The following is a 22,483-nucleotide window of genomic DNA, read 5'->3' on the forward strand; positions in this document are numbered from 1 at the left end:
TTGCCGGGCCCCGATCATGCAAGCCTCAGCCGATTACTTGGCAGCGGCCTCAGGCAGGGCGAACACATAGACTGCGTTGCTGCCCGAAACGGTGTCGGCAGTGGTGCCCGAAGCTTCAAGGAACAGCGACGCATAGCCAGGGCCGCCAGCCGGGATCGCGATATACTGGCGACCATCGACTTCATAGGAAATCGGGTGACCGGTAGCGCGCGACGGCAGGGTGGTGGACCAAACGACTTCGCCCGTCTCCTGGTCGATTGCCTTGAACTTGCGATCGGTACCACCAACAAAGATCAAGCCGCCGGCGGTCGAAACGATCGGTGCATAAAGCGGGGTCTGGTCAGTCCAGCTCCACACGGTCTTGCCGGTTTCCACATTGATGGCATCGATGCGACCAGCATGGGTCACACCTTCAGGCAGGATGTACTCAAGCTCGGTGTTGTAGACGTCGAGGCCCGTTGGCTCCTGGTCAAGAACAGTCGCGTTGGCGCACATGTTCGTGAGCGGGACGAACATCACCTTGGTTTCGGGATTGAAGGCAGTCGGCGGCCAATCGCGGCCACCGAGATAGGTCGGGCACATGAAGGTGGGGGTGTCGACTTCGGTCGGGATGGCCGCTTCGTTGACGGTCACGAGGCCGGTCTCGTCGACCTTCTCGATCAGGTTTTCCTGGACGGTATCACGAGCGTAGATGAACTCGCCGGTCTGGGCGTCGAACTGCCACATCACGCCGGTCTTGCACGGCACGCCAGTCAGCACGCGCTTCTCGCCCGGGGTTGCGGTGCCAAGGGCCAGCAGGCCTTCCATGTCCGCAGACGGGTTGGAGTTGATGTCGACCGGGATCATTTCATAGGTACATTCCTGGTCCCAGTTGTCGCGCGGCAGAACCTGGTGGCGCCACACGATCTCGCCGGTCTTCGGCTTCACCGCAAAGCGGGTATTCGAGCCATAGAGCGTGCCGCCAACGGTATTGCGCTGGAATTCGGCAGCCGGGCCGGCACCGGTGGAGCCGTAGAAGACGAGGCCAGTTACCGGGTCATAGGTCATCTGGCCCCAGGCGCCGGTCATCCAACGCTGGTCTTCGGTGGAGTCGCCCCAAGTGTCGTCACCCTCTTCGCCGGCCTTCGGAATGAAGGTATTGCGCCAGAGTTCTTCACCGGTAGCAGCGTCGTGACCGGTCACATAGCAGCCGAATTCCGAGAACTGGCAGGTCGAGCCGGCAACGACAACGCCATCGGCCACGATCGGACCGGTGGTGTTGGAGATCATGTCGGCGCCGCCGCCACGATCGCTTTCCCAGGCCACCTGGCCGGTCTTGGCATCGAGGGCAACGATAAAGTTGTCCCAGGAAACCATGTAGATCTTGTCTTCATAGAGCGCGATGCCGCGCTTGTTCTCACCCAGCGAGTTCAGTGTCTCGCGGTCGGGCAGCGTGCGACGATATTCCCACACCAGCTGGCCGGTGGCGGCATCGATCGCTTGCACCACGTCGCCAGGAGCGGCGATGAACATCACGCCACCGAACTCGAGCGGAGCGGACTGCAGATTGCCCGGCTCAAGGGCGCGGCCCCAGACCATGGTCAGGTTGCCGACATTGTCCTTGTTGATCTGGTCGAGCGGGCTATAGCGATAGTTCATCACATCGCGGCCATAGGACGGCCAATCGCCGGCATCCGGATTGGCCAGGATCTCGTCCGTCACCATCGGCAACGCACTGATATCGACCTGCGCATAGGCGACAGAGCTCACGCTGAGCATCGCAGCCGATGCCAGCAACACGGAGATTTTGGATTTCATTCTCTTCCCTCAGTGGCAGAGGCGCGCGGATAACCCGCACGTCATTTTTGGTTGGTAGGCACGTAAAAATCAGTCTTTCGGCTTGCGCACGATGTAGATGTTACCCAACTGTTCCTCGTTCCAGACCAGCTGCTTGTCGCCCGGTTCGGCACCATGCAATTCCATGATGTAGGCCACGATATTCACGTAGTCCTGTTCCGAGCCGATCTTGCCGGCATTGCCGGGCGGCATGTTGGTGCGGGCAAAGGTGTAGAAGTCCAGAAGAGAGGTCTCTTCCCACTTCTTGTTGAGGTTGGCACCTGTCACGCCCGGACCGCCCGGAGTGCCGCGACCGGTCTTGCCATGGCAACCCTGGCAATACTGGGTATAGAGCGGCGCACCAGCGGCAGCCTGTTCGGCAGTAAACACACCGTCCCAGATCGTCCGCTCGGACGTGTCGATGCTATCCGAGGAAACTTGCTCGGTTGGCGCGACTTCTGGCAGGTCACCGATGACGGGGGGCTTTGCATCGCCCCCGGCATGCTGGGCATAGACAGGAATAACGACTGCGGCGACAGCAAGCGCAGCTGCCGCGCGGAAAAATAATCTTCTCAAAATAAAACCTCCGACGGCAATTTCGTCCGTGAGCACTTGGGCAAGCACCACGGTCTGTTTGCCTGTTCCACCTGACCCTAAATCCGTGCGGCCGGTTGTCGCAAGACAAATTTGCGCAGGGCGATAAATTTGCTGATTTAACCGAGCAGTTTAGGGCCCGCTATGGGCATTTCGCCGTCTCGCAGACCCCGCTGGCACGGCAAAATCGGGTCGACCCGGCCATGAAAATGGCCATCTCGCGTGTTTGGGCGAGTCGCACGCCTACGCGGATAGTGTCACAGCTGTGCCGATCGCATGGTCCCGGCCTCGACAATAACCTCCGCGGCCGCTGGGTGGCTGAGAAAGCCAGACGGGCTCGCCGTCGCGCCATAGGCACCCGACTGCAGTACCGCAATCAGATCGCCTGCCTTGAGTTCGGGAAGCAGTGCTTCGCGCGCCAGCGTATCGAGCGGCGTGCACAGCGGACCAACGACCGTGGCCGGGTAAAGAGCACCCTCGTCCATGCGACTGGCCGCAACAACCGGAAAATCCCGCTTGATGATCTGCCCGAGATTGCCGGAGGCAGCCAAATGGTGATGCATGCCGCCATCAGTGATGACGAAGCGCGTCCCGCGAGAATGCTTTACCGCGTTGATCTCGGCCACATAGGCCCCACCCGGCCCGGCCAGAAACCGGCCCGGCTCGACGATTACATTGGCGGCCTGCAGCAGCGGATGCGATCGAAGCTGGCTGGACAACTGCGGCAGTCCGGCAGCGACCGCATTCAGGTCCAGCGGCGCTTCCCCGGCGTAGTAAGGAATGCCCAGGCCCCCGCCCAAATCAATCGTTTCCAGCGGCCCGCCCCACTTTTCGGCGATGTCACCAGCGATGCGAATGCCATGCTGCCACTGGTTCAGCAGTGCGGCTGCCTCCAGGATCTGCGTGCCGCCATAGACATGAATGCCGACCAGCGCGATCCCTGGAGCATGTCGCACAAGGTCGAGCACGCCGTCGATATCCTCCTCGCAAAAGCCGAAGGCCGTGGGCTTGCCGCCCATGCGCATGGCCCCGGCCTGTGCCGCCGCAACGGGATTGATCCGTAACGAAACCCGCACCAATCGTCCAAGCCGCGTGGCGATCTCGGACACCCGCTCGATTTCCTCTACGGTCTCGAGGTGAATTTCGCCTATGCCCTCGCCAATAACCGCCTCGAGCTCGCCGCGACGTTTTCCCGGGCCGGCAAAGAGGATTTGCTCTGCGCGCGCGCCTGCCAGCCGGGCCGCCCGATATTCGCCCAGCGACGCGATCTCCACCCCCGCGCCTTCGGCGAGAAACAGTGAAATCACTCCTTTCGCCGGATTGGCCTTTACCGAGTAGTGGATCGCGGCAAACCCATCGAGCGCTGCGGCAAGCGCGCGATAACTCTGCCGCATGGCATCGGCGTCATAGATGAACACCGGCGAGCCGACGGTCTCGACAATCTCGGCAACGCGTAACCCGCCGATGACCAGATCCGGGCCAGAAACGGCAAATTGCGTCCTGGCCAAATCCGGGCCGTGCGGTGGCTTGGGGGCTTCAGGACTGGACATGGATGCTCCGATCGCGCACCAGCGTCGGATAGTCCACCTTGCCATTGGGTGTCGTCGGCAAGGCATCGACCAGTTCCAGGGCGCGCGGCACCATATAGCCGGCAATGGTCTCGCCGAGTTGACGCAGCACCGCCATTGCATCGATGCTCTCATACAGCGGCACGGCGACGGCATGCACCTTTTGCCCCGCCAGGGCGTCGGGCAGTCCGATTGCCGCGACTTGGCGGAACAGGCCGGTGGCCATCAATGCCTCTTCGACCTCGGTGGGACTGATGCGATAGCCGGAGGATTTGATCATTCCGTCACCGCGGCCGACGAAATTGAAAAACCCGTCCGCGTCTTCGACCACGAGATCGCCGGAATAGCAGACAGTTTCCCCGCCCTCCAACGCATCGCGAAACGGATGTGGCCGCAGCACCCGCGCCGTTTCCTCCGGACGCCGCCAGTATCCCAGCGACACGGTCGGTCCGCGATGCACCAATATGCCCGGCTCGCCCGGCGCTGCTCTGCGCCCATCCTCGGTCACGGCAAACACCTCGCATTCCGGTATCGCCTTGCCGATAGATGTCGGCCGGCGCTCGATTTCCTCAGGTGGCAAAAAGGTCGAGCGGAACGCTTCGGTCAGCCCGTACATGAGGAAAATCTGCGTCTCGCCCAAAAGTGCCCGCAGTGCCTTGACCGTCGCCTCGGGCACCCGCCCACCCGAATTGGTGATATAGCGCAAATGCGGCAGCGCAGTTTTACGCAAGAGCGGTGCGCCCTGGGTGAGAATGGCCCAGATGGTGGGCACCCCGGCCAGGCCGGTGATTTCATTGTCCCGCAAGGCCCGCACGATCTCGTCGCCGAAGCGGAATGTGCAGATCACGAGGCTCGCCCCCTGCTCTACCACGGTCAGCAACTGATTGAGCCCATAGTCAAAACTGAACGGCAGGATGGAGAGAATGCGATCCTGGCCACTGATCCCGAGATAGGAGCGTACGATGCGCGTGCCGGCCAGCAGGTTGCGATGGGACAGCATCACGCCCTTTGGCATGCCGGTCGAGCCGGACGTGTAGAGAATGGCCGCCAGATCCTCGCCGATCCCTGCCTCTGTTACACCGCTGGCCGGTGCCGTCGCCTCAGCAATATCCTCGACATAGAGCACAGTGCAGCCGGAAATGCCCTCGAGCGCCGGCTCCACCACCGCGGCAAGGCTACGGCTTGAAACCAACACCCTTGCTTCGCAGTCGCTGACGATGTGGCGCAACTGTGGTGCCTTGAGCAGCACATTCACCGGCACGAAAACTCCGCCCGCCGCGCTGGCACCAAAAATGGCCCAGCATTCTTCGAGCCCACGGGGCAGATAGATCGCAACGCGATCGCCACGTGCCAGCCCATGCCACACCAGCTGCGCCGCACACTTGCGCACCGCCTCCCCGAACTCACCATAGCTCAAATGGCTGTCGCCAAAGCTCAGCGCCCGCCGTTCGGGGGCGGCGTCATCAAGCAGATGGTGCAGTAGAAACGGCGTTCGCGTCACCGGCGCGCCTGACGAACGAAAGCGATGAGCTGGCCTGGCGTACCCAGCACGGAAGGATCGAAATCGGCATCCGACAATTCGATGCCGAAATGCTCGCTCAGAAACATCATCAATTCGAGAAAGCCCAGCGAATCCAAGGCACCGCCCTCGATCAGGGGCGTATCTTCGCTGCAGCCTTCGAGCGCGGGAAAGCGCGATTGAAGATAGGAATAGACGCTGGCCTCGACATCGTCCTGCCTGGTTACGCTCACAGCAATGCTCACATTCATTCTCCGTAGGCCGGTGTCCGGTCAAAGGTGTAAAAAAACGAGTTCCGAATATGCTTTGTCGATACGCCCCTGCGCCCACTCCCCTTTGACCTGCACAGGCGCGGGAATACTGCGCATCCGGGCTGTGGGCGGGTACTCACCTTCTGTCGCGGGCATGGTGAGCGCCAGTATACCAGATCTCAGCAGGAACCGGGCTATTGTGGCGCCGCGCTCGACCATCACTTTGCCGTCCTCGGCGTAAATGAGCCGCACCACCATGCGACCATACCGTCGGCTTGGGCTGAAGATGAGCGGAGTGTAGCGCTCCCCCGTCCTGTGCACCGCACAGATGCATCCGGCCGCGTGGTGCAGCGCCAACATCGCCTCGTCGGCCGGCGTCAACACGCCTGCAGGCATGTCGGCCGGACGCAGGACCTCGCCCTCGGATCGACCGCGCAGCGCTGTTAGCGGCAATGGCAGCAGCACCACGCAGTCGGACACCGTCGAAAAACCGAGCGCCTTATTAAGCCGCGCCGTTTCCGGCGATGGCGAGATGTCGGTGTAAATGGCGGACTTGTCGGCAGTGACCTGCATCAGCATGCGCGCGGCCTGCCAGCGATGTTCGGCGCGAACATACCAACTGGAGAGATTGACGATCCTCTTGCCGTCTCGACGCCAGCTGGCAATGGTCAGGATGACGCCGACAGCCTCATCGTCCACCTGCATGAGATAGCCGATTGGCCCCGCCTCGGACTTGCCAGCATAGTCGCCAAGCGCGTCTAATGCCTGCTTCCAGAACGCTGGCGAGCGTTCGGGAAACCCTTCCACAAGCAGCGACAATGCCTGGTCCAGGCAGCGCTCATCGATAGGGCTGGCAAGAACAGACACGTTTCCCCCAACGGTCTTTCGGTCAACATTGGCGGCAGATATGCCACTAAGAGCCCCTAACAATGCATAAAGCTGCGAAGATTTGCACTGTTTCCCACGCGAACGGTTAAATCTCCAACCTCATGTTCATCTGCTCTCCATGCGTAAAATTTTAAGCATTAACATTAGCTTAACCTTTTGCTTAGGAATTCCGGCGCTCTGACGTAATGCTCAACTCAGACCATTTTTGGCCGAGCCATGAGCGTTTCAGACCTTTCGAGATCGACACAAAATCACGACCTGCACACCTCACGGCAGGTGCGCGATCCCATGTGGATCTGCGCCAGTGTCGCTGCGGTTGAAGGCCTTGTCGTCGCCTCCGTCTTTATGGCTTCCGCCATGCTCTACCACTTCATCCTCCTGCAGACCGCATTCCAGTATTTTGCCGCCCCGCTCTACATTGCCTTTTCCTTGTTGATCGGCCTCATCTATGCCGGTTTCTCGGCGGTCGCAGCGTCGCGGTTTCTCGATGGGCAGCGCCGTCGCGACACCACCCTGCCCTTCTCCTTCTTCAGCTGGACCATTGCTTTCGCGGCCATGCTGATGATCGCGTTTCTCGCCGGCGTGGTCGGTGATCTCTCTCGGGTCTCCTTGACCTCGGCCTTTCTCGTCGGCGTGCCGGTTGTGGTGGTCATGCGCAGCTTGGTGCAAAGCGTGCTTAGCCAGCAGATCTCCCAGGGCGAACTCCGCTTCCAGAAGATCGCCCTGATCGGCGAGCGTGAACTCGTGCTCGATTTCCTGCTGCAAAGCGACCTCTGGCGCCACGGGCACGAGCTGACCAATACGCTCTATCTCGAGGATGCAATGCGCGACGGCGCTGTCGCCGCCGAAAACGTGGCCGCGTTCGCCCGCGCCGCCCTGCAGCAAGGGGTGCGCTACATCGTCATCACCGGCGACATCGCCCATATCAACGACCTCGACGGCTTGATTTCGGACCTCAAGCGCTTCTCGCTCAATGTCGTCTATGCACCCGCCATCCAGAAGAACCGCATCGAATTCCTCGATGTCGTTCCCATCGGCCCCAATCGCACCCTGCGCGTGTTGCGCAAACCGCTCAGCGATGGCGCTGTGCTGCTCAAGCGCGCACTCGACATTGTTGGCGCTGGTGTGGGGCTTCTGGCGCTGGCGCCCCTGCTGATGATCACTGCGGCGCTCATCCGCCTGGATAGCCCTGGTCCGGTGATTTTTCGCCAGATGCGCCGTGGCTTTAACGGCCAGCCGTTTTCAATCATGAAATTTCGCACCATGACGGTGACCGAAAGTGGCTTTGCCATGACCCAGGCCACCCGCGACGACGCCCGTATAACCCGCATTGGCCGCTTCCTGCGGGCCACCAGCGTCGACGAACTGCCCCAACTGTTCAACGTTCTCAGGGGCGATATGAGCCTGGTCGGCCCTCGCCCGCACGCCATCAGCCACGACGACGAACTCAGCGCGCAACTGGCCCAATATGCCCATCGCCAGCGTATCAAACCCGGCATTACCGGCTGGGCGCAGGTCAACGGCTATCGCGGCGAAACCGCCACCATGGCGCAGATGCAGGGTCGCACAGACTACGACCTCTACTATATCGACAATTACTCGCCGTTCCTCGACCTCTGGATAATCCTGCTGACCATCGTGTCGCCGAAAACGCGCCGCAACGCCTTCTGAGCATCAGGCCGGTGTGCCCGTGCTCTCCGCATAGGCCTCCGCAACGGTGCGGATGGCAAAGCCCATTTTCTGCGTGCGTTCGACCAGCCGCTCCAGGGCCTCGGGGGTAATGGAGAAAGGCACAGTCGCATCCGCGACATGATGAGTGAAAAAGATCAGCCAGCCCCGCTCCTCCGCCTGCCGTTCCAGCCAATACTCGGCCGCCTCGAGAAAGCCCGGCAGTTCGCGCAATTCCACCGATTTGAGATTGGTGAAATCGGTCCCCGTGCCATTGATCCCGGCGCGCCCACCGCGAATGGTCGTATAGCGCGATCGCATTGCCAGCGTCGCCGGCGGCCAGGCCATGGTATAGGGAATGGCAAAGCTGCGTTTGCCACCGCCGCCATCGAGGCCAGCCAGGATCTGCTCGTTATCGGCGAGATCGTCACGCAGCGCAGCGCCGGAATAGTCACGCAGCCGGCGATGCGCAAAGGTGTGGCAGGCCAGTTCGTGACCGCGCGACGCCAGGTCCTGTGCAGCCTTCCCATCCATGAACGGTGGTTCGGCCTCTACATCGTCGAAAAACCGCCCTGCCAGATAGTACGTGCCCCGTGCCCCATGACGCTCAAGGATCGGCGCGCCGAGAGTGGCCGCCGACAGCGGCGCGTCGTCGAACGAGAAAGAGACGATGGGTTGATCGAGCCTTATGTCAAACCGCGACCCCAAAGGCAGACGCGCCACGCGATTGGCGATCCTGTCGACGATGCCACCGATATTTCTAGACAATCGTGCCCCCAGCTTCAGGATGAATGGCGTGCGGTCAGATAGGAGATGCGCGAGAGCCTCAGTCCGTACGTCGCCATCAGAAGCGAGAACCAGACCGGCCCATTGATAGCGAGAAAAATGCTTTCCATGCTGGCAAGGAGAATGCCGAACATCCAGATGCGTCGGAACAGCAGATTGAGCTCCCAACCCGGCCCTGGCGCGCGACTGGCATTGATATCGCGCAGCGGCAACACCACCAGCCAGATCAGGATCAGGATCAGCGCCGGAAAGCCACCGTCGAGGATGACCGAAAGATAGCTGTTATGCGTGTCCGACGCCGTGGTGGCCCAGGTTTCGACATCGGGCATCACCATATCCGCCTGCCCGGTGGTCCAGAACAGGGTGAACCCGTACCCCGTGATGGGCCTATGCGCGATGGCGTCATAGGCCAAGCGCCAGATATCGACACGGCCGGTAAAGGTCGGGTCGATGCCAAGGCTCTCGATCAAGGCGCTGACCTGCGGGCTGAACGTCGCGCCCAGGGCGCCGAGATTGACGGCCAGCAGCGCCGAGATCACCGCGATGCCGGTCCATTTGGGATGGCGATCTGTGATCCAGACCAGCGCCAGCGTGGCCGGCAACATGCCCAGTGCCGTCTTGCCGCCGGAAAAATAGAGAAACACGAAAGCCGCAAGCGCGATGGCATTGCCGCCGAAACGCGACCATTTGTGCCGGAGATAAAGCCCCATCATCACGATGATGGCCATGGCCGGAGCCGCAAGGTTTTTGTGGCCGAAAATGCCCCGCCAGTCGCCGGCCAGAGATGGTTCGTCCGGATGCGTACCCTGGTGGATCGAGTAGTGCGGCAGCATTGCGACGCCGAAATAGCTCATCACCAGGACAATGATCGACCCAATGGCAATCAGCCGGGCAAAGTTGGCTTCGTTCTTGGGCAGGAGCAGAGCAGCACTGGCCGCGACGCAGGCAATTAGCGCGAGGAGCAGCCGGCGTACCGCGTCCAGACCATGCGGCGAGAAGACCGACACCGCCATAAGCCAGATGAACAGTATGAGGATCAACAGCTTGGGCGATAGCAAGAGCGACGAGTTGCTCTGGAACAGCGCGGAGAAAATGATCGCGCCCAACATCAAGACCGCCACGAGCTGGCTGGTCTGCCCCAGGAAGCTGTTTGGGGGCAATGAGATGTCCATGTAGATGTAGAAGGACACCCAGTAGAAGAGGTAAATCACCACAAACAGGGCCGTGGCGAACGCGCCCCTGCTTCTCGCCATCACGATATCGTCAGCGGGCGTCAAGGCTTTCGCGAAGCGGGCTTGGTGGCTTTTCCGAGCATCAGCAGCAACCCCAACCCGGCGGCACAGGCCAGGCCGAACATGAGGCCGGCAAAGCCACCGCCTGCTGCAAGAACTGATGTCCGCGGCGGATAGGAGCGGCTCTCCGGCGGCACCGCGGCCGAAATCACCTGCGTGCCCGACGTGTTGACATTGCTCATCTCCTGCACGCGGGTCAGTTGCGACAGGAATGCCTGGTAAACACCGCGGCGCACCTCTGCCTCGCGCTCCATCTCACGCAGGGTTACCAGAGCGGTATTGCTCTGCGAAATGCTGGACCGGCTCTGCGCCACCTGGGCGGTAAGGCCGTCGACCAGTGCCTGAGCCTGTTGCACATCGGCGCGCGCCGCCGAAACCTGCCGCTCGATTTCGCGACGGATCTGCGCCCGGATAGCCTCGACCTGCGGCTGCAATGCCTGAATCTCCGGATGGCGCGGTCCCAGCCGGGCCGACAGCGAGTCGAGCTGTCGCACCACTTCGGACTCTTGCGCCCGCAGGGCAGCAATGGCCTCCGAAGCCAATTCCGGTGACGCCGCATTGCCATTGGCAAAGGCGGTCTCGAGGCTCACCTGCCGCGCCTGGGCATCAGCAAGACGTGAGCGGGCGGTATTGAGTTCGGTATTCACCTGGGCGATCGACTGATTGTCGAGCGACTCCCCATTGGTGGCTTCCAGTCGGTTTTCCGAACGATAGGCCTCGACCGCTTCTTCGGCGACCAGAACGTCGCGGCGCAGATCGGCGAGACGAGTGGAAATATCGCGCGTCAGCCCATCGACCGAGTTCGCGTCCATGGCCGCCAGCTCTGCCTGGAAAGCCGCGACGACGCCGTTGGATACGGCAACGGCCTTTTCAGGGCTTTCCGCCCACACCGAAAGTGTGGTCATCAGCGAGTTGAGCCCGCGCGTCGTGGTCACCCGTTCGGTCAGCGTGCGTCGGGCTGCCAACTGGCGGTCCTCGTCGCTGCCGCTCGTGCCGGCAAATTCGGGATCGTTGGCGAGATCGAGATCAGCCACCGCGCGCGCCATCACATTGCCCGACGAGAGCACATGGTTGCGGCTTTCGGCAGTCAGCAATTGCGCATCACGCGCCTGGCCCTGCCCGAACATCGGATCGTCGGCGCTCGAGGCGACCGACGTGTAGAGCAGAATATCGGCATAGGTGGTGTATCGCGCGGGCACCAGCGTTCCGAAGGAGTAGCCGGCAAACACCCCGGCAAAGGCACAACCCGCCGCTATCCACCAAAACCGCTTGACCCAGCCCAGCGCCGTCCACGCATCGATGCCAGCCAAACGGTCAGCCAGCGTTTCCGGCTTGGGCGGCTCTGCGGCCTTGGGGCGCGACATGAGGATAGACTGATGCACCGAGGTCATCGGGCGGTCTCGAAGCGGTACGGAACCAGGCGCATGGCCGCCGGACGTGCCAACAGAACGCGCGGCAACGCGACGAGGCTTGGGCCGTAAGTCATGAGTTTCGTACATATGACGACAGACGTTCCATTCGCACTGGTGCTAGGCTGCACCATAGCGCAGCATTGCTTTATGTGGTGCTAAAACCCCGCTTTTGGTTAAGCGTTTTGGTTTCAGCCGGCGGCTCACTGCCCTGTAAAGCCGCAATATTATTAAGTTGAGGCAAGGGTTCCCAGGCCCTCTACTGCAGACGCGACGAGCTGCGTAGAATTGGGGCGATGGAAAAGAAGGATTAACTCTAGAGTTAACCCCGTCGCCGGTTTCCTGCACTTCAACCATCCAGCTGTGGCATAACCACGGTTCAAAGAGCCCGGACCAGACCCGCCTTGGATGCCCGCAAAAACACCGTCTTGAACAGCAGCTTCATGCAGCAGGGCTTTCGCCTGCTCCTGTCCTATGCCGGCTCGGGCTCCAGCATGCTCGCTGCCAGTGCTTCGCAGCTGATCACCTTTGCGCTTTTGGCCCGTTATCTCGGCAGCGAACAGTTCGGCCTCTATGCCATCATCACCGCCCTGACCAACGTAGCTGTGCAATTATGCGGCATCGGTTCATCCGAGGCCCTTATTCGCCGGAGCGCCCAGAACCCCGACGACTACCCCCCGCTGCTCGGCCACACCATCATTCTCAGTGTCGTCAGCTCGGTGGTTCTCGTTATTGCCGGCCTTATCATCATGCCGATGACGGTCACCATCGCGCCCGATCCGTGGGTTGCCACGCGCACGAGCCTGCTGATCCTCATTTCAAACATTGTGCTGCTCAAGGTGGTCTCGATTGCCACCAGCGCCTACATCGCCCATTCGCGTTTTGCTGTTGCCAACGCCATCGAGTTCGGCTTTGCCATCCTGCGGACCATTACCGCCGTCGTCGCTTGCCTCGTCTTCAGCACCTCCACCGTCGCCGACTGGGCCTTTTGGCATTTCGGTCTGCACGTCGTGATCGCCGTGGTGGCCATGTGGTCGCTGACCTATCTCAGCAAGCCCAAATTTGTCTTTGCCCGCGAGGAGTTCATGAACGGGGTTTTCTTCAGCACCCAGTTCCTGTTCAAGGCCCTGCGGCAGAACGCCGACCTGCTCGTCCTCAATGCCCTGGCCGGCGCCGAGATCGTCGGCAGCTATTCGGTGGCCAGGCGCATTCTGGAAAGCTCCTATCTTGCCATCGAGGCGCTGAACCGGCTGGTTTACCCGGGCTCGGCCAAAGCCGCCAAGGTCGGAATGGTGGCCCTGCTCAATCGCACCCGCCAGGTGTTGCTGGCCTCGCTGGCTGTCTCGACCGCCAGCGCCTTGGCCATTTTCGTGCTGGCTCCGCTGCTGCCTTGGCTCTTCGGCGACGATTATCCGTCGCTGATCACCTTCACCCGCGTTCTCTGCTTCGTGCTGATACCGATGGCGATCTATGCCTCGGCCATGGAGGCGCTCGGCGCGGCAGGACGACAGGGCACCCGCGCCGCCATTTTCAACACTGCCAATTTCTTCGGGGCCGGTCTCGTCGCACTCATGACCTGGCAGGGGGGCATCAACGGCACCTTTGCGTCCTACTATATTGTCGAAATCGCTATCGCCATCGCCAATTGGGCGGCGCTGGTGCATTACGCTCGCCAATCTGTGGCGAGTCGCGATGTGGATGCGGCCGGGGCCGTGGATGCAGATACGGGGCATAAGGCGAAACAAGAAAACGCCTGACACACACGAATTCGGCCAGAGGGAGTGGCAGAAAGATCGGCATGATCGAGAGGGAACTGCGCAAGACCGGCATTGAGCACCGCCAGCGGCGGCGCTTCAGCGTATCCAGCCGGGTCTTTCTCGCCCTTGTGCTTGCCGCTGTCGAAACAGCGATCGCCAGCGGTTTGGCGTTGGCTGGGATAACGTTTTCACCCATTCTTCCCGAGACAGCCAGGCATGGGGCGCAGTTCATTCTGCTGCTCGTTTTTGCTCTTAGCTATGGCTGGTTCACCACCAATGCCGCCCTGCGCTTCCTGCGCGCGCCCACGGCCTTCTATCCAGTGCCGTTGGAAGCGGCACTAACTTACATCGCCTGCTTCGGCGCACTGGTGCTCGTTGGCTTCGCTCTCGGAGGTACGATCACCCCCCTCGAACTGGCCGCATGGATTGTCGGTTCGGCGGCACTGCAGGCCCTGGTGCGATCGAGCATTTTCCGCGCCATCCAGACCATGCTCGAAAACGGCCAGTTTCAGATCGAGCGCGTCGGGCTTATCGGCAGGGCTGCCGATATCGAGCGTCTGGGCCGACAGGCCCCGGTATGGAAACAGGGCGCGCAGGTGGTGACGACACTAGCTCTTGACCAAAACCTCGCCGAAAGCGCTCCAGAAAGCGCCGCGCTGCACGCCTTCATCGAAGACTGCGTCGAACGTGGCTGTTCACAAATCCTGTTGGTCGGCCACGCCGGCGATCTCGAGGCCATCGACGTCATTATCACGCCGGCACGCGAATTTGCGCTGGACGTCGTCTATCTCGCCTCTCCGGTCGAAAACGGCGCCTCGCGGCAGATCGCCGATGTGGCAGCGCTCGGCCCTTCCGGCACGCTCATCCTCCAGGCCCGGCCACTCGGTTTCATCGGGCTCCTGACCAAGCGCGCGCTGGATATGCTTGGCGCCGGATTCGGCCTCTTGCTGCTCTCGCCGCTACTGCTCATCGTGGCGCTGCTGATCCGGCTCGACAGTCCCGGCCCGGTGCTGTTCCGCCAGCGCCGGCGCGGTTTCAACGGGCAGGAATTCTCCATCTACAAGTTCCGCAGCATGACGGTGACCGAAGATGGCGGCGATGTGCGTCAGGCGCAAAAGAACGATGCTCGAGTAACCCGTCTTGGCGCCTTCCTGCGACGCAGCTCCATCGATGAACTGCCGCAATTGCTCAACGTGCTGCGGGGCGAAATGAGCCTGGTCGGCCCCCGCCCCCATGCATTGGTGCATGACGAGGAACTGACCCAGAAGGCAGCCGATTACGCCTTTCGTCGTCGCATCAAGCCGGGGATCACCGGCTGGGCCCAGGTCAACGGCTATCGCGGCGACACCTCCACCCCACACGCCATTGAAGGCCGTGTGCTGTGCGATCTCTACTATATCGACAACTGGTCGCTGGCCCTGGACCTCTGGATCATCCTGCTCACCGTCTTGTCGCGCCGTGCCAGCAAGAACGCCTACTGACCGAGCAGCCGCGCCCGATTGGCTGCGATCAGCTGCCGCAGCGCCTTCTTGAGCCGCGCAGGGCGGCTTTTGGCGGCGAGCGCGTCCGACCAGTCGATCATGCTGGCATTGACATCGAAATCGCCTAACTGCCCGTCGGGCAGGTCGCTGCTCTCGGTTCGGCGGATAAGCTCCGGCAACTGCCGATAAAAGGCAGGATTGCGATAGGGCGGATGCAGCGAGAACATGCCGGGCGCGCCGCCCAACAGGTCGACGCGCTCCAATCCCAATCGCTCCATGCTGGCGCTCAGCACTTCTTCGGCCGGCATGGTCAGCGGTGACTGATCCAACAGATGCGCCCGTAGCCGACGCTTGAAATCAGGCCGCACCAATGGCAACGAACCGATCCGCTCGACAAACCGCCGCATATCCAGAACGAAAATACGGGTACTGACGGCGTTGAAGCCATAGGCCGGCACATCGAGCCCAAGCCACTGCGGCGGCACGAAGGCCCGACGGCCAGGAAAACCCACATGCAGGCTCTCGTCGATCGTTCCGTCCGCTCGCGGCGGCCCAGAGAACGGGCAGACGAACAATGCGTCCGGCCGCGCGTCAAAGACGGCATCGGCTTCCGCCATCCAGCGCTGGCTCATGCCGCCGAACAGCATGTCGCTGTCCATATGCAGCACACGCTCGGCATTGGCACGATAGAGGCCATAGAAGTAGGCGTAGAACGGCCCGCCATCGAATGCCTTGAGCGGCAGTGAGGGCTCGGCGGAAAAGAACGCCTTGCGTACCCCTTCAATAGCTTCGGAAGAATAGTCGACCAGATCGACATGGATCGCTGCATCCGAACCCGACAGCCTCTCGAGCAAACCCGTCAGCCGGGCCAGCTTCTCGTTATAGTCGGCAGCATGATAGCGTCCGGTCGTACTCACCTTGTGGTCGAGCGTGATAACGACGCGATCCACCTGGCCGCGCCAGGCCCGCAATTGGTGGGGCAGCGTCTCGACCACGTGGTCCACATCGAGCGGATGCATGTTGATCTGCAGGGCATGGCCCACCAGCGGGCCAAGAGAGGCGTTCATCACAAAGTCCCGTTCCGGAAATCGTCGATGACATCCATGAACAGCTTTGGCTTAAAATTCTCATCCAAAGGCAAGGGCCGGTTGGGTGTGCCATCGGGGCGCGGATAGGCCCAGCGGATCCAGCTATAGGGATCGCTGATCCCCCAGGTGGTGATCGAACTCGCCCCGCCACCATCCGCAATGGCCTTGAGAAAATCGCGAACCTGCGCCGCGATCACCCGATCACGTTCATCGGCATCCCTAGGCAGGTTGACGTCGATGACATCCAGTTCCGTCACCAGCACGTCGAGCCCCCAGGATTTGAGCTCGGCAACGAATGCAGCCAGTTCGTCCTTGGCGATCGCCCTGCCCCCGCGCAGATGCCCCTGGAAGCCGATAGCGGTCACCGGCGCCCCTTTGTCGAGCAGGCTCTGGATCAGATCGCGGAACGCCGCCCGCTTGGCCGGACCATATTCATCGGCAAATTCGACATCATATTCGTTGAGCACCAGCGTACTGTGCGGAGACAGTTCATGCGCCTTGCGAAACGCCATGGCGATATGGTCCTCGCCCAACCGTTCCTGCCAAAACCCATCTCGCCGTGACTTAACGCCATCCGGCACATCCGGAATTGCTTCGTTGACCACGTCCCAGCTGGTTATGTCGGGATAGCGCTGCATCAGCGTCTCGATATGCTCAGTCATCAGCGCCTCGGCCGCTGCCGCTGAGGTAATCTTCGAAACCCATTCGGGCAGCGCTGCATACCAGACCAGCGTATGGCCATGCACGGCAAGGCTGTTCACACGCGCATAGTCCACCAGCGCGTCGGCCTGCGAAAAGTCCCAAGCGCCCTCGGATGGCCGCAGCAGTTCGAACTTCATTTCCTGCACCGGCGTGATGCGTTGGCACCAGCGTGCGATCTCCGGCCCCAGCCGCGGCTCGATCGCCATGTCGGGCCAATAAAGCGCCGCCCCGAACGGCATGTTCTGCTGTGCAAAGGCAGGACTCGTCAGCCACGGCGCAAGCGCTGCTGCCATGAACGGGGTAGTGCCCTGTTTAAGAAAATGTCGTCGCGTAATGGTCATCGGAACCCCGCACTCAGCTTGTCAGACAAGATAATCGAGCCCCCCAAGACAAAGAAGCCTTTGGCCCTCGAAGGGTTAATCGTTGCAATGCCCATCGGAGGTTAACCAAAGCAAGATCGCCGGGATGATTTATCGCGGGATGGGCACTATAGAAAAACGGTCAAGGAGGCTGGCAGTGATCAGCGTCATTATTCCCGTCCGCAATGGTGAACCCTATATTGTCGAGGCCATCGAGAGTGCCTTGGCCCAGGGTGATTGCGTGCGCGAAGTAATCGTGGTCGACGATGGCTCAACCGACGCCACCATCGCCAGCATCCAGGCCATCGCTGATCCCCGCATCCGCCTTTTCACAAGCCGCGGCGCCAGGCCCTCCGGCGTCTCCGGTGGGCGCAATTTCGGGTTCGAGCAGGCGACCCAGGTCTGGGTCATGTTTCTCGACGCCGATGATCGCCTGCGCCCCGGCGCCTGTAGTGCCCTGCTTGCTGCAGCCGGCCCGTCCGATGCCGTCGCCGTCTATGGCGACTATGAGCGCATCGACGCTGCTGGCACCACCATTGGCCGCCGACGCCTCTTGGGCCGCCGCGCCAAGCCTGAGGGCGATGTCACCGAAAATCTGCTCGCCGGCAATTTCCTCGTGAATGGCGGTGTCGCCCTGATGCGCGCCGAGGCCTTTCGCAAAACTGCCGGTTTCCGCGAGTATCTGCGCTATTGTGAGGACTGGCACGCTTGGTGCCTCTTGGCCGCCCAGGGCGAATTCCTTTACGTCCCCGGCCTCTGCGTCATGGACTATCGCGTCCATGCCGGCAGCACCATGATGGCCAAGCGCCTGAGCTTTGACGACTACCGTCCGGCGCTCGACGCAATCTATGCCGAACCGCGCCTCACCAAAAATCGCGCCCCGGAGCGGCTGCGTACCCTGCGCCAGGCCGCCGAGGCCCATCTGCGGGCCTATCTCGCCGCCCAGGCCGTTCGCGATCGCCGCTACCTGACCGCGCTCCAGGGCCTTGTACAGGCCATCATCGCCTCCCCGTCCAAGGCGCTTCGCAATACCGCGCTGGTCGGCTCTGCCGCGTTCGGGATTTGACAACATGTTGCGGTCAATCCTCCGGCAGAATGTTCGACAGGAGGCAAGGCCATGAGTGCTGACACAAATATCCGTGCTGTCGTCTGCATCCCGACCTTCCGCCGTCCGGAATGGCTGGCCCGCACCCTCACCTCGGTCCTCTCCCAGAAGACCGATTTCGCCTTCGCAATCGTCGTGGTCGACAATGACGGCGCCGGTCAGGCCGGCGCGGCCGTGGCTCGCACCTTGCTGGCCGATATCGAGGCCGGACTGGTGCTGGTGGAGCACAAGCAGGGCAACTGCCATGCCATCAACACTGCTTTTGGCGCGGCCCGTAAGCACTTCTCGACCGCCGATTATCTACTGATGATCGACGATGACGAAGAAGCCATGCCCGGTTGGCTGCAGGCCATGGTCGACGCCGCCGACGGCTCCGGCGCCGATATCGTCGGCGGCCCGGTGAACCGCGAAATGGTCACACCACCCGGTCCCGGCATTGCCGAACACCCGCTCTTCTTCTCCATTGCCCAGCCTACCGGTGCCATCGACATGATCCATGGCTCCGGCAATTGCCTCATCTCCCGCCGTGTCTTCGAAACACTGCCGAGCCCCGAACTCGACCTGCGCTTCAATTTCCTCGGCGGCGGCGACATGGATTTCTTCACCCGCTGCCGCAAGGCGGGAAAGCGCTTCTTCTGGTCGTCTGAGGCCGAGGTGCTGGAATATGTGCCGGCCGACCGGCTGACCGCAAAATTCCTCATGCGCCGCTCGCTGCGCACCGGCATGATCAACTATGCAATCGACCGCAAATATCGCCCCGGCGCCGCCGGCCTCGCCACGCTGGCGCTCAAGAACCTCGTGAGCCTTGGCCTGTCGCTGCCGCGCGCCATCGGCCTCCTTGTCCAGCGCCGTCACTGGCTGCCTGCCAGCCATCCGCCGCTCATGTCCATCGGCCGCATGGCGGCCATGTTCGGCAGCACTGCCGAGCCCTACAAGGCCGCCAATGCGCCGCTCGCCGCCGCCCCCGACACCAAACCCTAGCCGCGTCTTGCCCGAGATATCGATGAACGACCGCCTCCAAGCAGGACCTCTCCCCCGTGAGTGACCAGGCCACCCGCATCCGCCCGATCGAGGCCAGAGATGTCGACGCTGTCGCCGACCTGTTCGCCGCGATCATGCTCGCCTGGAGCAAGCCGGCAACCAACGATCTCCGCCAGTTCCTGCGCCAACATTTCATCGACGGTCCCTTTGCCGATCCGGCACTACCGTCCCTGGTCTTCGAACAGGACAATGCCGTCGAAGGCTTTATCGGCGTCACGGCCCAAGACTTGGCGACCTCCGACCGCAGCTATAAAGCCGCCATCGCCTGCGCCCTGATGGTGCGCGACCATGCCGCCAATCCGCTGGCTGGGGCACGCCTGCTGCGCGCCATGCTGGCCGGAACACAGGACCTCACGCTGACGGAAACCGCTGGCGACGAAACCCTCGGCATGTTGCGCAGCCAGGGCGGCGTACCACTGCCGCAGCACAGCATGACTTGGTTGCGGGTGCTGCATCCGGCGCGCTTCGCCGTGGATTTCGCCGCCAGGCGCTTGCCGCCGCTCGGGATCACCAGGCCACTAGCCCGCTTTGTCGATAGTCGTAAGCACCAACCTGCCCCAGGTGCTCCTCTCAAATGGAGCCGCTGGGTCCCAACCGCGCCACTAAAGGGCATCTCGGTCCAACCCATTTCGCCCACTGATTTCTTCGATCTCACCGCGGACCTGACCCAACCCTACGACATCCGCCCGCACTGGTCCGACGCCGCTCGTGCCACCATGCTGGCCGAAATGCAGAGCAAGCGCCTTCACGGAGAACTGCAACTGGCCAAGGTTGCCACGGCATCCGGCCGTCCCCTTGCAGTCGCCGCTTACTACCTGACGCGCGAAAAATCAGCCCATCTGCTGCAACTGCTTGCCCGTCCCGGCCAGGAGGGCATCGCATTGGACGCTCTTTTTACCGAAGCGCACGAGCGGGACGCCATCGCCTTGCAGGGCCGCACCGACCCGCGCCTCATGAATGCGCTGCTGGGGCGCCGTGTCTTCATGGTCAACGAGAGCAGCAGCGTCGTGCATAGCCGCAATGCCGAGCTTGTCGATACTTTCGTTTCCGGCCGCGCGCTGATGAATGGACTGGTCGGCGAACGCTGGAGCCGGCTGGTCGGAGACCGATTTGACTGACCTCGCGCCCTTAAGGGCCGGGCAACTTGTGCTGATATAGTTTGTCGCACCGCTGCTAACCCGGCGGCATGGGGGATTGAGTGCATGTGCGGACTGGCCGGCTATTACGGGCATTTGGGGGAGGCCAGCCATGGCTCTGCCCTGCTCACGGCCATGACCGATGCCATCGCCTATCGCGGTCCCGACGATAGCGGCCACTGGCAGGGCCATGGCATCGGCCTCGGGCATCGCCGCCTCTCCATTGTCGGCCTTGCTGATGGCCAACAGCCCATGCACAGCGCCGATGACAGGCTGGTCATCAGCTATAATGGCGAGGTCTTCAATCATATCGAACTGCGCCGCGATCTCGAACAGCGTGGACACGTCTTCCGCAGCCATTCGGACACCGAGGTCATCCTCGCCCTCTACGCCCAATACGGCACCAATTGCGTCGATCACATCAATGGCGATTTCGCCTTTGCGCTCTGGGACAAGCCGGCCCAACGCCTGCTGCTGGCGCGTGATCGCATCGGCGTACGGCCGCTTTTCTACACCAAGGCCAAGGGCATCCTGTTTTTCGCCTCGGAGATCAAGGCGCTGCTGGCCACCGGCCAGGTCCAGGCCGAACTCGATCCCTTCGCCCTCGACGACACCTTCACCCATTGGGCGCCCCTGCCGCCCAAAACCATGTTCCGCAACATTGTCGAACTGCCGCCCGGCCACCGATTGGTCATTGACGCCGGCCACCAGCGCCTCGAACGCTATTGGCAGCTCGATTTCCCCGATGCCGACCACTCCCGCGCCGAGCCAGATATCGGCCACACCACCGACGAAATTCTCGACCTGCTCGACGACGCCGTGCGCATTCGCCTGCGCGCTGACGTGCCGGTCGGCTCCTACCTCTCCGGCGGCCTCGATTCCTCGTTGACCACGGCCCTGGCCTGCCGCCATGTCACCCAGCAATTGCATACATTCTCGGTGGCCTTCACCACTCCCGAATTCAGCGAAGCCAAATGGCAGGAGCAGGTGGCAACGGCCCTCGGCACCCGTCATTCGGTTGTCGATTGCAGCCCTGGCGATATCGGCGCCATGTTCCCCGAGGTCATCGCCCACACCGAAACCCCGATCCTGCGCACCGCGCCCGCGCCGCTCTTCGCCCTGTCCCGCCTCGTCTCGAACAACGGGCTAAAGGTCGTGCTGACCGGCGAAGGTGCCGACGAAGTGTTTGGCGGCTACGACATCTTCAAGGAAGCCAAGGTCCGCCGCTTCGCCGCGCGCCAGCCCAGTTCCCGCTTTCGGCCGCTGCTGTTCAAGCGCCTCTACCCCTATATGGCGGCGCTGCAATCACAGTCGCCCGAATATCTGGCCGCCTTCTTCGGCGCCGACCCTGAGAGCCTCGCCGACCCGCTGCATTCCCATCGCCCCCGCATCAAGGGCACGTCGGCCGCCAAGCTCGTCTATTCCGCCGAACTCAAGACCACGCTCGCCGGCTACGATTCCGTCGACGCGCTGATCGCCCAGCTGCCGCAGCGCTTTGGCCGCTGGCACCCGCTGCATCAGGCGCAATATCTCGAAACCACCTTCCTCTTGCCGCGCTACATCCTCTCCTCCCAGGGCGATCGCGTGGCCATGGCCCATGGCGTCGAAGCCCGCTTCCCCTTTCTCGATCACCGCGTGGTCGAACGCGCCGCCGCCTTGCCGCCCGAGTTCAAGCTGCGCGGCATGACCGAAAAGTTCATCCTCCGCCAGGTCGCCGCACGCCTGTTGCCGCCATCGGTGGCCGCGCGTCCCAAGCAGCCCTATCGCGCCCCCGACAGCGCCTCCTTCGTCGGCCCGCACCAGCCGGCCTATCTCGATACCGTGCTTTCCACCAACGCCGTGGAACATGCAGGCCTGTTCAATCCCAAGGTGGTCACCGGCCTCCTCGGCAAGGCGCAGCGCTCCGGTCTCGACAGTTTTCGCGACAACACCGCCTTTGTCGGCGTCGTCTCCTCGCAAATCTGGCATCGCCAGTTCATCGAAAATGCCCAATACCGTGCCTTGGGCGCGGCTTGAACAAAGAG

At 62.1% G+C, this 22,483-nt stretch carries 18 protein-coding genes; 7 read left to right on the forward strand and 11 right to left on the reverse strand.

Features of this window, described 5'->3' with window-relative positions; genetic code table 11:
* Positions 1-33 precede the first annotated feature (33 nt).
* The 6 genes from BGO80_RS00105 to BGO80_RS00130 form a co-directional block, all read right to left on the reverse strand.
* Positions 34-1,797, reverse strand: coding sequence for a pyrroloquinoline quinone-dependent dehydrogenase (locus BGO80_RS00105; RefSeq protein WP_286717872.1), 1,764 nt, complete (start codon positions 1,795-1,797; stop codon positions 34-36).
* 69 nt (positions 1,798-1,866) lie between these two features.
* Positions 1,867-2,391: a c-type cytochrome gene (locus BGO80_RS00110; protein WP_164550438.1), complete on the reverse strand. Its 525-nt coding sequence runs from the start codon at positions 2,389-2,391 to the stop codon at positions 1,867-1,869.
* Between the two features lie 275 nt (positions 2,392-2,666).
* Positions 2,667-3,959, reverse strand: coding sequence for a type III PLP-dependent enzyme (locus tag BGO80_RS00115; protein ID WP_286717877.1), 1,293 nt, complete (start codon positions 3,957-3,959; stop codon positions 2,667-2,669).
* Entirely contained in the window at positions 3,946-5,478 is a 1,533-nt protein-coding gene (locus BGO80_RS00120) for an AMP-binding protein (RefSeq protein WP_286717878.1), read from the reverse strand. The genes BGO80_RS00115 and BGO80_RS00120 overlap by 14 nt, the downstream gene beginning before the upstream one ends.
* Positions 5,475-5,735, reverse strand: a complete 261-nt coding sequence (locus BGO80_RS00125; RefSeq protein ID WP_502686536.1) for an acyl carrier protein — start codon at positions 5,733-5,735, stop codon at positions 5,475-5,477. Before BGO80_RS00125 ends, BGO80_RS00120 begins: the two co-directional genes overlap by 4 nt.
* A gap of 33 nt (positions 5,736-5,768) precedes the next feature.
* Positions 5,769-6,614, reverse strand: coding sequence for a hypothetical protein (locus BGO80_RS00130; RefSeq protein ID WP_286717881.1), 846 nt, complete (start codon positions 6,612-6,614; stop codon positions 5,769-5,771).
* A 237-nt stretch (positions 6,615-6,851) separates the two neighbouring features.
* Here BGO80_RS00130 and BGO80_RS00135 point away from each other — a divergent pair, with 237 nt between their 5' ends.
* Entirely contained in the window at positions 6,852-8,306 is a 1,455-nt protein-coding gene (locus BGO80_RS00135) for an exopolysaccharide biosynthesis polyprenyl glycosylphosphotransferase (RefSeq protein WP_286717884.1), read from the forward strand.
* 3 nt (positions 8,307-8,309) lie between these two features.
* Here BGO80_RS00135 and BGO80_RS00140 read toward each other — a convergent pair whose 3' ends face one another.
* Genes BGO80_RS00140 through BGO80_RS00150 form a run of 3 tightly spaced genes read right to left on the reverse strand, consistent with a single transcriptional unit; the run spans position 8,310 to position 11,772 of the window.
* On the reverse strand, positions 8,310-9,071 hold the full coding sequence (locus BGO80_RS00140; protein ID WP_286717886.1) for a polysaccharide deacetylase family protein: 762 nt from the start codon (positions 9,069-9,071) through the stop codon (positions 8,310-8,312).
* 14 nt (positions 9,072-9,085) lie between these two features.
* Positions 9,086-10,342, reverse strand: coding sequence for an O-antigen ligase family protein (locus BGO80_RS00145; RefSeq protein WP_286717887.1), 1,257 nt, complete (start codon positions 10,340-10,342; stop codon positions 9,086-9,088).
* Positions 10,343-10,362: 20 nt separating this feature from the next.
* Positions 10,363-11,772: a GumC family protein gene (locus BGO80_RS00150; protein ID WP_286717889.1), complete on the reverse strand. Its 1,410-nt coding sequence runs from the start codon at positions 11,770-11,772 to the stop codon at positions 10,363-10,365.
* Positions 11,773-12,194: 422 nt separating this feature from the next.
* On the opposite strand from BGO80_RS00150, the gene BGO80_RS00155 reads away from it, so the two are divergent.
* Both BGO80_RS00155 and BGO80_RS00160 read left to right on the forward strand, forming a co-directional pair.
* Positions 12,195-13,547 (forward strand): lipopolysaccharide biosynthesis protein, encoded by a 1,353-nt coding sequence (locus BGO80_RS00155; RefSeq protein WP_353744170.1) that lies wholly within the window; start codon positions 12,195-12,197, stop codon positions 13,545-13,547.
* A 41-nt stretch (positions 13,548-13,588) separates the two neighbouring features.
* Positions 13,589-15,028 (forward strand): exopolysaccharide biosynthesis polyprenyl glycosylphosphotransferase, encoded by a 1,440-nt coding sequence (locus BGO80_RS00160; RefSeq protein ID WP_286717892.1) that lies wholly within the window; start codon positions 13,589-13,591, stop codon positions 15,026-15,028.
* Here BGO80_RS00160 and BGO80_RS00165 read toward each other — a convergent pair.
* Both BGO80_RS00165 and BGO80_RS00170 read right to left on the reverse strand, forming a co-directional pair.
* The gene (locus BGO80_RS00165; protein ID WP_286717894.1) at positions 15,022-16,095 is read right to left on the reverse strand and encodes a glycosyltransferase family 2 protein; all 1,074 of its coding nucleotides are present in this window, start codon (positions 16,093-16,095) and stop codon (positions 15,022-15,024) included. The genes BGO80_RS00160 and BGO80_RS00165 overlap by 7 nt on opposite strands.
* Entirely contained in the window at positions 16,095-17,111 is a 1,017-nt protein-coding gene (locus tag BGO80_RS00170; RefSeq protein WP_286717897.1) for an endo-1,4-beta-xylanase, read from the reverse strand. Before BGO80_RS00170 ends, BGO80_RS00165 begins: the two co-directional genes overlap by 1 nt.
* Before the next feature lie 223 nt (positions 17,112-17,334).
* On the opposite strand from BGO80_RS00170, the gene BGO80_RS00175 reads away from it, so the two are divergent.
* The 4 genes from BGO80_RS00175 to asnB all read left to right on the forward strand — a co-directional run bounded on the left by BGO80_RS00175 (position 17,335) and on the right by asnB (position 22,475).
* Positions 17,335-18,243 carry a glycosyltransferase family 2 protein gene (locus BGO80_RS00175; RefSeq protein ID WP_286717900.1) on the forward strand — a complete coding sequence of 303 codons (909 nt, stop codon included), beginning with the start codon at positions 17,335-17,337 and terminating at the stop codon, positions 18,241-18,243.
* Between the two features lie 51 nt (positions 18,244-18,294).
* The gene (locus BGO80_RS00180) at positions 18,295-19,263 is read left to right on the forward strand and encodes a glycosyltransferase family 2 protein (protein WP_286717902.1); all 969 of its coding nucleotides are present in this window, start codon (positions 18,295-18,297) and stop codon (positions 19,261-19,263) included.
* 56 nt (positions 19,264-19,319) lie between these two features.
* Positions 19,320-20,441, forward strand: a complete 1,122-nt coding sequence (locus tag BGO80_RS00185; RefSeq protein ID WP_286717905.1) for a hypothetical protein — start codon at positions 19,320-19,322, stop codon at positions 20,439-20,441.
* 84 nt (positions 20,442-20,525) lie between these two features.
* Complete coding sequence (gene asnB / locus BGO80_RS00190) at positions 20,526-22,475, forward strand: asparagine synthase (glutamine-hydrolyzing) (RefSeq protein WP_286717908.1); 1,950 nt, start codon at positions 20,526-20,528, stop codon at positions 22,473-22,475.
* Positions 22,476-22,483 lie beyond the last annotated feature (8 nt).

This window comes from Devosia sp. 63-57 (assembly GCF_001899045.1).
Taxonomy (GTDB): domain Bacteria; phylum Pseudomonadota; class Alphaproteobacteria; order Rhizobiales; family Devosiaceae; genus Devosia; species Devosia equisanguinis.

Coding starts and splice junctions, on each gene's coding strand:
- BGO80_RS00105 (WP_286717872.1), bottom strand. CDS start 1,797: ATGAAATCCAAAATCTCCGTGTTGCTGGCATCGGCTGCGATGCTCAGC.
- BGO80_RS00115 (WP_286717877.1), bottom strand. CDS start 3,959: ATGTCCAGTCCTGAAGCCCCCAAGCCACCGCACGGCCCGGATTTGGCC.
- BGO80_RS00135 (WP_286717884.1), top strand. CDS start 6,852: ATGAGCGTTTCAGACCTTTCGAGATCGACACAAAATCACGACCTGCAC.
- BGO80_RS00145 (WP_286717887.1), bottom strand. CDS start 10,342: ATGGCGAGAAGCAGGGGCGCGTTCGCCACGGCCCTGTTTGTGGTGATT.
- BGO80_RS00150 (WP_286717889.1), bottom strand. CDS start 11,772: ATGACCTCGGTGCATCAGTCTATCCTCATGTCGCGCCCCAAGGCCGCA.
- BGO80_RS00160 (WP_286717892.1), top strand. CDS start 13,589: ATGATCGAGAGGGAACTGCGCAAGACCGGCATTGAGCACCGCCAGCGG.
- BGO80_RS00165 (WP_286717894.1), bottom strand. CDS start 16,095: ATGAACGCCTCTCTTGGCCCGCTGGTGGGCCATGCCCTGCAGATCAAC.
- BGO80_RS00170 (WP_286717897.1), bottom strand. CDS start 17,111: ATGGCAGCAGCGCTTGCGCCGTGGCTGACGAGTCCTGCCTTTGCACAG.
- BGO80_RS00180 (WP_286717902.1), top strand. CDS start 18,295: ATGAGTGCTGACACAAATATCCGTGCTGTCGTCTGCATCCCGACCTTC.
- asnB (WP_286717908.1), top strand. CDS start 20,526: ATGTGCGGACTGGCCGGCTATTACGGGCATTTGGGGGAGGCCAGCCAT.